12 protein-coding genes are annotated in these 12,950 nt (G+C 37.2%); 7 read left to right on the forward strand and 5 right to left on the reverse strand.

Annotation, left to right across the window (positions count from 1 at the left end):
• Window positions 1–60: 60 nt before the first annotated feature.
• Window positions 61–528: a redox-sensitive transcriptional activator SoxR gene (gene soxR / locus ACJJVZ_RS11670; protein WP_138584265.1), complete on the reverse strand. Its 468-nt coding sequence runs from the start codon at window positions 526–528 to the stop codon at window positions 61–63.
• 76 nt (window positions 529–604) lie between these two features.
• Between soxR and ACJJVZ_RS11675 the strand changes: the two genes are divergently transcribed.
• From ACJJVZ_RS11675 to ACJJVZ_RS11700, 6 genes are all read left to right on the forward strand, one after another.
• Complete coding sequence (locus tag ACJJVZ_RS11675; protein WP_405600616.1) at window positions 605–1,078, forward strand: flavodoxin family protein; 474 nt, start codon at window positions 605–607, stop codon at window positions 1,076–1,078.
• An 83-nt stretch (window positions 1,079–1,161) separates the two neighbouring features.
• Window positions 1,162–1,668 carry a DsrE family protein gene (locus ACJJVZ_RS11680; protein WP_077538011.1) on the forward strand — a complete coding sequence of 169 codons (507 nt, stop codon included), beginning with the start codon at window positions 1,162–1,164 and terminating at the stop codon, window positions 1,666–1,668.
• Window positions 1,668–2,294: an SGNH/GDSL hydrolase family protein gene (locus ACJJVZ_RS11685; protein ID WP_405600618.1), complete on the forward strand. Its 627-nt coding sequence runs from the start codon at window positions 1,668–1,670 to the stop codon at window positions 2,292–2,294. Before ACJJVZ_RS11680 ends, ACJJVZ_RS11685 begins: the two co-directional genes overlap by 1 nt.
• A 105-nt stretch (window positions 2,295–2,399) precedes the next feature.
• A complete protein-coding gene (locus ACJJVZ_RS11690) occupies window positions 2,400–3,926 on the forward strand; it encodes an EAL domain-containing protein (RefSeq protein ID WP_405600620.1) in 1,527 nt (508 codons plus the stop codon).
• Between the two features lie 710 nt (window positions 3,927–4,636).
• Complete coding sequence (locus ACJJVZ_RS11695; protein ID WP_405600679.1) at window positions 4,637–5,158, forward strand: hypothetical protein; 522 nt, start codon at window positions 4,637–4,639, stop codon at window positions 5,156–5,158.
• 229 nt (window positions 5,159–5,387) lie between these two features.
• Window positions 5,388–6,074, forward strand: a complete 687-nt coding sequence (locus ACJJVZ_RS11700) for a response regulator transcription factor (protein WP_405600622.1) — start codon at window positions 5,388–5,390, stop codon at window positions 6,072–6,074.
• Between the two features lie 91 nt (window positions 6,075–6,165).
• Here ACJJVZ_RS11700 and ACJJVZ_RS11705 read toward each other — a convergent pair whose 3' ends face one another.
• The 4 genes from ACJJVZ_RS11705 to ACJJVZ_RS11720 all read right to left on the reverse strand — a co-directional run bounded on the left by ACJJVZ_RS11705 (window position 6,166) and on the right by ACJJVZ_RS11720 (window position 9,452).
• The gene (locus ACJJVZ_RS11705; protein WP_077538006.1) at window positions 6,166–6,939 is read right to left on the reverse strand and encodes a CsgG/HfaB family protein; all 774 of its coding nucleotides are present in this window, start codon (window positions 6,937–6,939) and stop codon (window positions 6,166–6,168) included.
• Window positions 6,939–7,361, reverse strand: a complete 423-nt coding sequence (locus ACJJVZ_RS11710) for a curli assembly protein CsgF (protein WP_077538005.1) — start codon at window positions 7,359–7,361, stop codon at window positions 6,939–6,941. The genes ACJJVZ_RS11705 and ACJJVZ_RS11710 overlap by 1 nt, the downstream gene beginning before the upstream one ends.
• On the reverse strand, window positions 7,351–7,749 hold the full coding sequence (locus tag ACJJVZ_RS11715; RefSeq protein ID WP_077538004.1) for a curli production assembly/transport protein CsgE: 399 nt from the start codon (window positions 7,747–7,749) through the stop codon (window positions 7,351–7,353). Before ACJJVZ_RS11715 ends, ACJJVZ_RS11710 begins: the two co-directional genes overlap by 11 nt.
• 200 nt (window positions 7,750–7,949) lie before the next feature.
• Window positions 7,950–9,452, reverse strand: a complete 1,503-nt coding sequence (locus tag ACJJVZ_RS11720; protein ID WP_405600625.1) for a curlin — start codon at window positions 9,450–9,452, stop codon at window positions 7,950–7,952.
• 579 nt (window positions 9,453–10,031) lie between these two features.
• Between ACJJVZ_RS11720 and ACJJVZ_RS11725 the strand changes: the two genes are divergently transcribed.
• Window positions 10,032–12,533, forward strand: a complete 2,502-nt coding sequence (locus ACJJVZ_RS11725; RefSeq protein WP_405600627.1) for a S8 family serine peptidase — start codon at window positions 10,032–10,034, stop codon at window positions 12,531–12,533.
• Window positions 12,534–12,950 lie beyond the last annotated feature (417 nt).

Below are 12,950 nucleotides of genomic sequence, written 5' to 3' on the forward strand. Positions count from 1 at the left end.
GCGTACTGACGAACATTAAATTCAGAGTATCAATCAAATAGTGATAAAAGCTGAATGCTTTTATTTATTAAGTTTACCTAACAATACTGCACCACTTTGACTATCCCCCAAAAAATCATCTTTATTATAGATAGGACAACTTTTAAGTGACAAGCAACCGCACCCAATACAATCATTTACTTTGTCACGTATACCTTGCATATAAGCAATTCGTTCATCAAGCTGTGCTTGCCATTGCTTAGAAAGCGCTGACCAATCTTGTTTTGTGGGTGTTCTATTGTCGGGAAGTGTCGCTAACGTATTTTTAATTTCATCAAGCGTTATTCCCATTGCTTGTGCTGCCTTTATAACTGCAACACGCCTTAATACATCAGGCTTATAGCGTCGCTGGTTACCAGTATTACGCCAGCTTCTTATTAGCTGTTTAGTTTCGTAAAAGTGCAAGGTTGATACTTTCACACCACTTCTTTTTGCTACATAACCAACTGTTAAATTAGCTTCTGTGAGTTTTTTTTGATCCGTGTTCATTATTTAACTCCATGAGTTGACCTCAACATAACTTGAGGTTTTAAGCTGCGTACAACATAAAAAAGGAACTAACAAAATGCAACAAAAACTTAATCGCAGTACGGTTATTATTTATTCATCAGCACGTAAAAATGGTAATACATCGGCTCATGTTAATAGTTTTGCTGAGCAAAATGATGTGCGCGTTGTATGCTTAGATGATTATAAAATATCTCCTTATTGCTACAATAAAAATTATATAAATGACGATTTTTACCAGCTGTTTGAATCACTTTTAAATTACGACCATTGGGTATTTGCGTCACCCGTGTATTGGTACAACACAACAATACAAATCAAGGCTTTTATAGATAGAATCACAGATTACATGGACGATGAACACTTAAAACCAAGATTACGCTTACTGCGTAGCAAAGATTTTTCGTTGCTATCAAATGCATCATCTATTGAGGCCCCAGAGGTGTTTGTACAGATGTTTAAACAAACTTTTAACTATTTAGGGATGAGTTTTGTAAGCCATCAGCATAAAAATACGCAATCGGCAGTATAATCCGCTGCCTTTTAGGCTTTGCTTCTGGTAATTTGTTAGATTGGTCAACATGCCCTAGTTACTCAATAACACAGGAATGTTTTATGAAATACTTATTATTGCTGTTTTTTAGTTCGCTTTCACTGGCTAATGAACTGGCTATTAAAGACTTTGGTTATTTTTACTCTGTACCGGAGCATGCAAAAATTAACGACTCTACCGTATTTAAAATAGTGTTTGATGTTGCACAAGGGGCTAAAAATGGTGAGCAAAATAATAATATAAATTCACTGGCGCGCTTTATTAATATGCATGTAGCGCACGGTGTTAAATCAGAAAATATTCAGCTTGCATTAGTGGTTCACGGTAGTGCCAGTTTAGATGTACTCGCTAATACTGAATATAAAAAACGTTTTAAAACTGATAATAAAAATCAACGTTTAATTAAACAATTACTCACTAACAATACTGTTGTTTATGTGTGTGGTCAGTCGGCTACGCATAATAAAGTTTCGCCAAAGCAGTTAATTGAAGGTGTGCAGATGTCGCTTTCTGCCATGACTGCCCATGCGCAATTACAACAACAAGGCTATACGTTGAATCCATTTTAATGATAAAAAATATTTTATGTTTTGGTGATTCTAATACCTGGGGACTAGATCCGAGTACAGGTAAACGCTTTGACGAAAACACTCGATGGACAGCGAGATTAGCCAAAAAATTAGGTCCAGATTTTAACGTAATTGAAGCAGGGCAACCTAATCGTACTTTAATAAATCTGCCGCCATTTGATGGCGCGCTTTGTGGCGTACGTTATTTAAAACCATATTTAGAACAGTATTCACTTGATGTAATTATTATTGCACTGGGGACAAACGATCTTAAAAAACGTTTTAACCTAACGCCTAAGCAAATTAGCCAAGGGCTTGATTGCTTAATACGTAAAGTTACGTGCTTTTACGATATAAATAAACAACCTAAAATACTCATTCTTAGTCCTGCTTATATAAAAACAGTAGGCCCTTATAAGCACATTTATCAGGGGGCTGAGTTTAAAAACGAAGCAATGTCTGAGCAGTTTAAGAACGTGGCGTTTAAAAATGATGCGCTCTTTTTTGATTTACAAAGCGTGGTAAACGTATCGCCATTAGATGGGATCCATATGAGTACTGATGGACACTATAAAATAGCGGATGCCGTTTTTAAAATAACTAGGGCGTGTTTTAGTTTGATTTAAAGTTAAGGAAAAGTTTAATAGACCCTAACTTATTTGCATTTAAAAATAGTTATGTAATTATAAAATGTGATTTATAAAGTACGCTATTTAGCCGATAAGGATAGAATGAAAAAATATCAGCAAAAATCATTAATTGTAGTATTAACCGCAGTAGTGGTTTTTGTAATGGGAAGTTTGATTTTACTGTATTTTTTTGGTCATAAATTAGCCGCCACTGCTAATGATGACGCTAAGCATATTATTAAGCACATAGATGCTGCAGTTGAAGAAAGTAGTCGAATTCTCCTTCCATTAAATTCACTTAATTTTGCGCAGTGCGACGATGCAAACTTGCTCGAAATGCGCCGTGCATTATTTGATGCTAAATATGTCATCGATATTGGTTTTTTCAAAAATGATCAATTAGTTTGTACTACTGGTGCAGGCTTACTTAGTAAAGTGATAGATGATAAAAAACCAGATTTTATCCGCCCTGATAGTAATGTTAGGATCCGTTTTGAACCTAAACTGCGTTTGTTACTTTTTAATGGTCGAGAGATGCCAGTAATTATAGTTCGTAAAGGCAGCTATAACCTGATAATAGATACGACAGCATTCGTAAATGGTTCAGTTACAGCTCCTCGTTGGGAAGCAAGTTATAAAGCAGGCAGTAAGCTGCATCATTTAGCTGGTCACAATGGACTTTACGATGAAATAACGCACCAGCATCAACTTCCATTTGAAACCCTATTAAAGTGCAGTGATAGGAGTGCAGGTTATTGTGTTGCGGTCCATATTCCGTGGAGCCAATTTTTTGCCAATAACCAGTTTTTATTGGTTATTTCACTCATTTTAAATTGTTTAGCTGGTGTATCAAGTGCGTTAATTATTGAATTTCAAATTGCAGCACGTCGCTCGATAAAAGTTCGTGTATTTAAAGGATTGAAAAAAGGCTCTTTTTACTGGACTTATCAACCTATTATCTGTTTGCAAACAGGTAAGGTGGCAGGTTGCGAAGTGCTTGCCCGTTTTGAGGATAAATACGGTGTGCTTTACCCTGATGAGTTTATTCCGCAGATCCGTAAACACCATTTAACGTGGTCGTTTACTGAAGCAATGATTGAAAAAGTACTCGAAGAGTTAACACCTCTAGAAGCGTTACCTGAGGGCTTTAAAGTGTCGTTGAATATATTTCCGTGTGATTTAGAGCAAGGCAATGTCTCGCTTTTGTCACAAAGACCCGAGCTCACACACTCTCGGTTTATTATTTGCCTTGAAATTACCGAGGATGAATACTTGGATACCAGTATTGCGCATGCGCACTTTAGGACATTGGTCGAATCTGGCTTTCATTTGTCACTCGACGACTTTGGTACTGGTTACTCTAACTTGAGAAATTTGCAGAATTTGAGTTTTCATCAGTTAAAAATAGATCGATCATTTGTGCAAGATATCGCCACTGAGGGTTTAAAAGCTTCTATGATCCCTAATATTATGGAATTGGTGCATAAATTTAATTATACCTGTGTCGCTGAGGGGATTGAAACTAATGAACAAGAAGCGATTTTAAAAACTGCGGGTGTGCATTTTGGACAAGGCTGGAAGTACGGACGACCCATGACAGTGGCTAAATTTAAGACATATTTAACCTGAACTCTGAATAATAAATCTATCTCAAGCCGCTATTTTTAGTGCTAACTGCGTTGCATTTACTTGCAATAAAGTCGTTATTGACGCGTAAATCCGCCTTGTTATTACTAAAAATCTTTGGCTAGAAAAAATAAGTTTAAATACCTTCTAATTCAGTTGGTTAATAAATACCTTAACTCGGACGTGTTGACTGTTTTTTGCTCGGTTTTTACTTATTATTACAGGGATGTAAGCCATTAGAGTTACGCAGGAGCAGCTATCGAGCCCACTCGATTACAAACCTCACGCTGCGACCGGGATTGAATCGTCCCTAAGTTGAACAAATTTCAATCCACAAAGGTCAACACGCCCTAGGGCGTGTTGACCTTTCGTGATTAATTTTGCAGCAGACTGTTTGGTATTTAGGCAAGGCAGCGCCTATGTCATGTGGTTGTTCCCCATAAATAGGCGATAACGCAGCATAAATGCCAAACATGCGCTGCCCTTTGGGTTCTTTCTAGGGACGATTAACTCTTTGTTGCTCGGTTTTGACTTAGGCCACTAGGTTACAAACCTCGCGCCGCGATTTACTCGTCCCTAAGTTGAACAAATTTCAATCCACAAAGGTAAACACGCCCTAGAATTCAGGTTATTTAAAACAAACGACTTAGATCTTTATGCCTAGATTAAACGTATATGCATGATATTTATAAAATTTAGAATAGGGCTTTATGATGATCAAATCAATGTTAGTTGCTTGTGCCGTTGTACTCCTTAGTGCATGTACATCCCAGTATCCAAATCAACAAGTTACAGGTAAACAGTTTCCAAGTATTAGTGGCGAAAGTTTAGAAAAAAATATGGTCACTATCCCCAGTGATTTTAAAGCAGATAAAACCTTGATTCTTATTGGCTACAAGCAAGATAGCCAATTCGATATAGACCGCTGGTTAATTGGTTTAGATATGGCAGGGATCACGCTTCCCACTTATGAGTTACCTACTATTGCTGGTATGGCACCCCGTATGTTTAGCTCATTTATAGACAGTGGTATGCGCAAAGGTATCCCTAAAGAATTGTGGGGTGGAGTGATCACCATTTATAACGATGGTGAAGCTGTACAAAAATTTACTGGTAACCAAAGCCCAAATAATTCTCGAGTAGTGCTTATAGATAGCAATGGTAAAATTTTATATTTTTACGACCGTGGGTTTTCGGTCGATGCGCTAAATAAATTAAAAGCGCGTATAGAATGATCAGAATGCTTGCACTCTTTACTCAATATTTTGTGTTTTAGTCGCCTTAGGCTAACGACGTTAAAAATTTCTGATGTACGACTGCATGGATGCAGGGTAATACTATAGTGCTTTTTTTTTGTTGGCTATGTTAATAGAAAGAATAAAAAATGAAATTAAAATGTCAAAATTATTTGTAAGTCGTATATGTTTTAGGTAATGTGAGATAAACGTTTTAGGGACGAAGTCTATGTCACAACAGTTATCAGCATTTGTAAAAACTACTTTTCAGTCATCTTTTCATTCTCAAAGCTACACGGCTATTTTAAGAACACTCCATGCTCTTTTTAGTGATGTAAAAATGGATGATACGCTTCCACAAGCAGATTTTCGCTCTAACCACACTTTATATTTAATAGATGGGAGTACAAGTAATTGGCATGACCTTATTCCTGCTGATGTTATATGTTTAGCTAAGCAATATAGTGTGGTTATCTTTAATGTTGAGAGCGACGTGGTGTGTGAAAAAAATTTATTACTGAATCATATCAATGGGGTATTTTATAAGTCAGATGCTGCGGAAATAATCTTCAGAGGCTTAGTTAGAATCAATGCTGGCGAATTATGGTTTACACGGAAAATCATATCGAAAACATTTAAAGATATTTTGTCTGTTGCGTCTTCGTTCAATTCATTTAATGCAGATATAGAGCTAAAACAAGATGATTATAACCATTTAACTAAACGCGAAAAATCAGTTATTCATCTCATCGCGCAAGGCGCAAGTAATCACACTATTGCTGACAAACTCAATATTAGTGATCACACTGTAAAAACACATTTATACAGCGCATTTAAAAAAACACACTCTCGGAATCGAGTCGAGTTGGCTAACTGGGCACAACGCTACATTTCTGTATTGCTCCCAATGGCCTAAGGCTTTAATAGGAAATCTCTTACCAAAGCTCAGGTTAAACAAATTTTTATAAGAAGGCGACTGTAAATCGCCTTTTTCATTGTTTATGTTATTAGCTTACTTTTTTTGCCCATAACCCTTTATCAATACCTTTGGTTATAAGATCTGTAAGTGCTTTTTCTATTGCTTGTGTTACACAAATACTCATAGGTTCGTTATCACTAAAACCGGCTTCAGCTTCGGCTAATCGCTTGTAACTTACATATCTAAAAAAGCCTGCACGCATTTCTTGGCTTAGTACTTTTTTACTGGTGGCGACACTGAGTAATACTTGTCCTGTACGAACGTCCACGGCTCGTAGATATATTGAAATAGCATCTTCTCGATAGAGTTCTGATGCACCAATACCAAAATATTCCATTCCTAACCCTCCCGTTTTTACATTGGTATCGTAGCTGATAATACCGCCCTCTAAAATAATCTTTGCCGTTGTAAGTGGGGGAAGATCAGCTTGGTTAGGATTGTCTGATTGAGCCGCGCGTATTATCTTTCGCTCAGTTAAAATATTTTGTAACCCTTCACGTTCAACAGGTGTAAACCAATCTGACTCATGCAGGGCTTGTATGAGTATAGAATTTGCTCCTTGGGTAACCGCTGTTGAAAATGAGCTCACGTTTGTTTGTGGTTTGTACTGACCTGTTTGATCTCTAAATGAGTACACTGATACCGGTATACTGCCAACAGGTTTAGGCAAGTTTTTTAAGTCCGAAAATAATTCAGTAGGCGCTAAGCTGGCTGCTTTTTGTTGCGATGGTGGGATTAAGTTACCTAAACTTGCGCAGCCACTTAAACTTATTAATATTATTGTTATTAGTAGTTTATACATTATCCAAACCTCGGCACTTCAATGATCACAACCGTATCATCAATTATATTTGTGATTTTTACTGTAATGGTATCAGTGGTGCTAGTAATAATTTCTATTTGATAATCGCCACTCATAAAAATTGAATCTTGATTAAAAATACTGTTTTCAGGATCTTCACCAAAGGCCATATCTGTAATTTCTCTGACCATACGATTTAAGTAGGTGCGCTCTAGAGAGTCTTTAAATTGATCGGCATACCCTTTTTCGATTACAGGTGCTTTATGCTTATTTTGAGCCTGTGCTTTACTTAATAACATATTTGCATTGAGAGGGTTCCCACCAAAACTAGGGTTTATTGGGGTGTAAATTATTTCAGTTGCAGTAGCTGAAAAGCTTAATGTTATTATTATAAATATTATTTTTTTCATTTTACCATCCATTTACAGCCATATCAGGTGTGGATACCGTCATATTTGAGCGAGCCATGGCATCAATAACAGTATAAACTGCTTGCTCAACGCGTTCATCAAGCGGTTCTAGCCTTCGACCTAAGTAAGTTGCATAAACAAGTTGATTATTCATTATTAAAGAAAGTTTTGTGCCAGCTTTGGGGATCACGGTTTCTTTTATCTCAATATTAAAGCCAGCTGTTGAGGGTAAATCCCGCCAGTAGTTCGAAAATTCGTAATAAAATTGATGACCAAAACGGCTAATACTTCTATCGAGTAATAAACCATCTATTTCAAGTTCTTCGGCATATACACTCGGTAAGAAGCAAATCAATAGTGTGAAGATGTATCCACACAGGTTATTTTTATTTTTTTTCATTATTAAATAGGGGAGAGCCACTCTCCCCAGCCTTAGCAATACCAGGTTGCATAAATTTTGACCAATTTAACGAATTAAATTGCACTATAACGTCGTTAAAAACTTTTTATTTAGAACAACTAGATATAAAAACTTTTGCCTAGTTCTAGCGTAATTTTCTTAACATTAAATAGACCCCATATATAAGCAGATTGGTATAATTACATTTGCGTAATTGTTGTTGCGTTTCCATCACCCATTTGAGTAACCGATACCGTACTGTTTACACCAATCACTGAACCTTCAACAATATTACCGTTACCCATTTGAGTTACGTTAAATGTTACGTTTGCACCGCCAACTAAAAAGGCAGATTGTTCCGTGCCACCAACCCAGTTACCTTCGCCTGTTTGTGAAATATCAATACTGTGATCATTGCCTTCAACCATCATGTCGATGGCATTTAAATCACCACTTTGCGCTATATCAATTTGGTTATTATTACTCTCTAAAATACCTGCGAGAGTTACAATAGCTTCATTTTCGGCACCATTTTGCGCAATATCAATATCATTATTATTAGAACTTAGTGATACATCTGGGTATGAAGACTGTACAAGCACCGTATTTTCGTCGCCAGATTGTACTAAATCCACATCATTATCAGAGCCATTAAAATTAGCTAAATGAACTGAGTTTGTTGCACCCGTTTGATTAACCATAAATTCATTATCTGAACCAATAACGCCCATGTAAGCTTCATTAGCTGAGCCTACTTGCATTGTTGTTAATTCATTATTATCGCCCACAACATCTATTGTTGTTAGGTTATTAGCATCTACCTGGGTGATGGTTACTTCATTATTCGATCCTTCAAATAAGTTAGATGCTATCTTGTTTGATGAACCTTCTTGATCTAAATTAATTTCGTTATCATCACCTTTCACAGCAGCAAATGTAACAGCATGTGCATCACCATCTTGCTCTATTTTAAGCTCGTTTGCGTCACCTGAAATATCGCTTATTGTTATCGCATTGCGCTCACCGTCTTGTTCAATTTCAAGCTCGTTATCGTTACCTTGCAAAGAACTTACTTTGAACGTATTCCAGTAACCCGCTTGCTCTAAATCAAAGGTATTTTGATCGCCAGTGAGAGTCGTTATTTCAGCTTCATGCCATTGACCTGTTTGAAGTGTGTTTACTTCATTTTCATTACCTTTCATATCGTAGTTGTAAAACCAATGACCACCAGCACCTTGCTCAATATTAATGGTGTTATCATCGCCAGCAATTTTATTTATAGCTTCGTTATTGACGAGGATGCCTTGGCCACTTTGCATCACTGATAGGGAGTTATTATTACCCGTAAGCTCAGTTAACGCACCATTAGCAACACCATCTTGAGTATATATTTGTGTATTACTATCGCCGGTAGTTGTTACACCTGTGAAGTTACCTGATTGAGTTTGCGTGACTGTTGTATTATTTTCATTACCCGTTGTTGCAATCTCAAGAGCATTGCTATCACCATTTTGGGTTAGCACTGCGGAGTTGTTATTTTGCGATTGAGCTAAAGTTATTGCATTAGCAGTGCTGAGCGTCGAAATTTTTGTCCCAATTTCAGAGTTTGATACTGCTTTATTGTTAGTGTCAGCATATGAGGCAAAACTTGTACCCATTGCAATAGCAATCGCACAGCTTAAAAGTGATTTATTTAACTTCATTATTTTCTCCTTGAGATAGTAAAATCAAATACCTTAAATGTTATAGGTTTTATAAGGTACTTGGTGTTTCAGCATGCCGTGCTGATATAAAGTTTTGTGATCCGCTTGATTTACTTTGTAAGTAGGTAAAGCGTTATTGATAATTGAAAGGAATAAATACCAAACATCGTTGTTTTTTAACTAATGCGACTTTATGTAACCTCGCAACGTCGTATTAACTCTACATAGAATTTCACATTCTTAAATCATCTTTTTTTACCAAATAATTAAGCCTTGTTTTTCAATGAGTTGAATTTTTATTGTGTGTTTTTTTTAAGTGTATTTTAAAAAGCAGTAAAAAGTAATGACTCTGTGCAATGAGGTATTTTATTATTCATTTCATTAAAAAGACTGTCTTTACTGTTTTTTTGATAAGTATTTCAGTCAAAAATAATGATTTTTTGTTTTGTCTAAACTTTTTATCTTGTTTAATTTGGCATTTAGTAGTTTGCTAATAACTTGCCACGTGATCCCTTGTACTTGAAGTAGTAAAAGCACCTTGCTTAGTGAAACTGAGCTAACCCAACTATGGATAGAACAATGAAAACAAAATTATCTATTATTACACTTGCATTATTACCTTGTTTAGCTGCTGCAAAACTGCCTGATGCAGGTGCGATTCAACAAGTTGCTTCAAGTAGCGACTCACTGATTGTTAAATACAAAAAAAATGCTTCGCCTCAAATGCGTAAACAAGCAAGAACCTTGGTTAGAGCTAAAATTACTGATTTGAATAACGATGAAGTTGACGACAGCTATACATCATTACTGTCTGGTCGACTTGCTAAATTTAAAATATCAGGCATGAGTACTAAAGACGCTATTAAACTGTTAAAAACGCACCAAGCTATTGAATATGTTGAACCAGATTATCGTGTAAGCATTGCAAGTTTGCCAAATGACCCCCGTTTTGATGAGCTTTGGGGCTTAAATAATGAAGGACAAACGGGCGGCACTGTTGATGCTGATATTGATGCGCCAGAGGCATGGGAAATTTCTACGGGTAGCCGCGATGTAGTTGTTGGGGTTATAGATACGGGGGTAGATTATACCCATAATGATCTTGCAAGCAATGTGTGGGTAAATACAGCCGAAATAGCAGGAGATGGTATTGATAATGACGGAAATGGTTATATTGATGACATTCATGGTATTAATGCGATTACTAACAGTGGCGACCCAATGGATGACGAAGGACATGGCTCACACGTGTCGGGAACTATTGGTGCAAGCGGAAATAACGCAACAGGCATTGTGGGTGTAAACCAAGAAGTATCGATTGTTGGTTGTAAGTTTTTAGACGCACAAGGTAGTGGTTCATCTTCAGACGCAATTAAATGTATTGATTATATGGTGGGACTTAAAAACTCCGGCGTTAACTTACGCGTATTAAATAATAGCTGGGGCGGCGGTGGTTATAGCCAAGCACTTGCTGATGCAATAGCATCAAGCGAAGCTGCAGAATTATTGTTTGTCGCTGCGGCAGGTAACGATACTATTGATAATGATGTTAATCCACATTACCCATCAAATTATGAAAATGCGAGTGTATTGTCTGTAGCAAGTACAGATCAGACTGATGGCATTTCATGGTTTTCGCACTGGGGTTTAACCAGTGTAGATATGGGTGCACCAGGCAGTGCTATTTTATCTACAACACCGGGTAATTCGTACGCGTCATACTCAGGTACTTCAATGGCAACACCACATGTTGCGGGTGCTGCAGCGCTTGTTTTATCTATTAATCCAGATTTGACAACGCAAGAATTAAAAGAGCTATTAATGAATAGCGGTGACGCAAATACGGCACTACAAGGTAAAACCGTTGCAGGTACACGGCTTAATGTCCACCAAGCGCTTGTTGATGCAGATCCAACTCCTGGCTTTAAGCTTTCTGTCACACCACAATCACAACAGATCACCGCTGGTGACACTACAAATTATACATTCACGATAGGTTCAATAGCGGGATGGGATTCAGAAGTAACACTCGATTTAGCATCGTCTTTAGAAGGTGTTTCTCTTAGTCGCACAACGGCAAATCCGGGTGACGACGTTGAACTTAATGTTGAAACAACAAACGATACCCCATGGGGTGAGTATGAGTTTACCGTTACCGCTACGTCAGGCGAGCTAGTGAAAACTAAAACCGTCGAGTTAATGATTCAACCTGCTGGTTTAAATGATTTTACTTACAGTAATGATGACAGTGTAGCCATTCCTGATAATTCTCCAGAAGGTGCACGTTCCGTTATTAATGTAGCGGATGAGCTCACAATATTTGGCACTGCTGCTAATGTAGATATTACCCACACTTATTCGGGTGATTTAGTTGTAAAACTCATTTCAGCGCAAGGCAGTGAAGTGACATTACAAAGTAATATTGGCGGAGGTAATGACGATATTGTTAAGCGCTTTACATCTGATGCGTTTAACGGAGAAGTAGCGACAGGGGATTGGACACTCAATGTAGTTGACACTGGCGCTGCAGACACGGGTAACATTAACACGTGGTCACTTACTTTTAGTGCGCTTGGCGAAGTCAGCTCGCAACCGCCACATGCCGACTTCACTGTTGATACGCAAGGGTTAACAGCTTTGTTTGTTGATACAAGTAGTGACGTAAATAATGATATTACACAATTGAGTTGGAGCTTTGGTGATGGTGCAACGTCTGCCGATCCTAGACCTGTACATACTTACTCAGAGCCAGGTAGTTACACAGTTGAACTGATAGTAACAGACAGTGAAGGCAATACAGACACCTCTACACAAATAGTCGTTGTTAGTAATGTCGACATTGAGTTGAGCTTAAAGCGAGCAAACAAATCACGCTTAGATACGATGCGTGTAGAGCTTAGTTGGGAAAGCGTTGGCGCCGAATCACTAGACGTTTATCGAAATGGCGAGCTAGTGGATACTACATCTGATAGCGGCAGATACCGTGACCATGTACGCAAAGCAACATTGCCAACATACGATTATAAACTTTGTGTAACCCCAAATGTATGTTCGAACACAGTTACAGTTTCGTTTGATTAGCACTTAACATTTTGTAAGTTATTTGAGCCCAGCTTTGCTGGGCTTTTTATTTTAAAAGAGATTTACGTTTTTAGGGTCACGCAGTTTTAATTCTAAAAGCAAAGCGCAACTGAAAAATAAGTTATATCGGCAGAAGTAATAATCTATTAATCTGAAAAACTGCTTATTGCCTAACTCCTCCATAGTAAATTTTCTGTTAATTTTAAATTAATATCTCCCTAAAAAATTACCTAATATAGACACTAAACCGTTGTTATATAATGATTTGGTGCGTATAGAATTCTTAAAAGCATTATTTACGATTACATTTTAGGTTGTTTTTCGTTCGCTTGTTCAGTTTCTAGTTGTTGACGAACGAGTAGATTATGCTACTTTTAGAAACCAAGATGTAAATTAAGTGTTAATTTGTTTTTAACG

The organism is Pseudoalteromonas sp. Ld19 (assembly GCF_045064135.1).
GTDB classification, from domain to species: Bacteria; Pseudomonadota; Gammaproteobacteria; order Enterobacterales; family Alteromonadaceae; genus Pseudoalteromonas; species Pseudoalteromonas aliena.

What these genes read in the sequence shown, in the direction of transcription:
- soxR (WP_138584265.1), bottom strand. Translation starts at nt 528, where the DNA reads ATGAACACGGATCAAAAAAAACTCACAGAAGCTAATTTAACAGTTGGT.
- ACJJVZ_RS11675 (WP_405600616.1), top strand. Translation starts at nt 605, where the DNA reads ATGCAACAAAAACTTAATCGCAGTACGGTTATTATTTATTCATCAGCA.
- ACJJVZ_RS11680 (WP_077538011.1), top strand. Translation starts at nt 1,162, where the DNA reads ATGAAATACTTATTATTGCTGTTTTTTAGTTCGCTTTCACTGGCTAAT.
- ACJJVZ_RS11685 (WP_405600618.1), top strand. Translation starts at nt 1,668, where the DNA reads ATGATAAAAAATATTTTATGTTTTGGTGATTCTAATACCTGGGGACTA.
- ACJJVZ_RS11690 (WP_405600620.1), top strand. Translation starts at nt 2,400, where the DNA reads ATGAAAAAATATCAGCAAAAATCATTAATTGTAGTATTAACCGCAGTA.
- ACJJVZ_RS11695 (WP_405600679.1), top strand. Translation starts at nt 4,637, where the DNA reads ATGATCAAATCAATGTTAGTTGCTTGTGCCGTTGTACTCCTTAGTGCA.
- ACJJVZ_RS11700 (WP_405600622.1), top strand. Translation starts at nt 5,388, where the DNA reads ATGTCACAACAGTTATCAGCATTTGTAAAAACTACTTTTCAGTCATCT.
- ACJJVZ_RS11705 (WP_077538006.1), bottom strand. Translation starts at nt 6,939, where the DNA reads ATGTATAAACTACTAATAACAATAATATTAATAAGTTTAAGTGGCTGC.
- ACJJVZ_RS11710 (WP_077538005.1), bottom strand. Translation starts at nt 7,361, where the DNA reads ATGGATGGTAAAATGAAAAAAATAATATTTATAATAATAACATTAAGC.
- ACJJVZ_RS11715 (WP_077538004.1), bottom strand. Translation starts at nt 7,749, where the DNA reads ATGAAAAAAAATAAAAATAACCTGTGTGGATACATCTTCACACTATTG.
- ACJJVZ_RS11720 (WP_405600625.1), bottom strand. Translation starts at nt 9,452, where the DNA reads ATGAAGTTAAATAAATCACTTTTAAGCTGTGCGATTGCTATTGCAATG.
- ACJJVZ_RS11725 (WP_405600627.1), top strand. Translation starts at nt 10,032, where the DNA reads ATGAAAACAAAATTATCTATTATTACACTTGCATTATTACCTTGTTTA.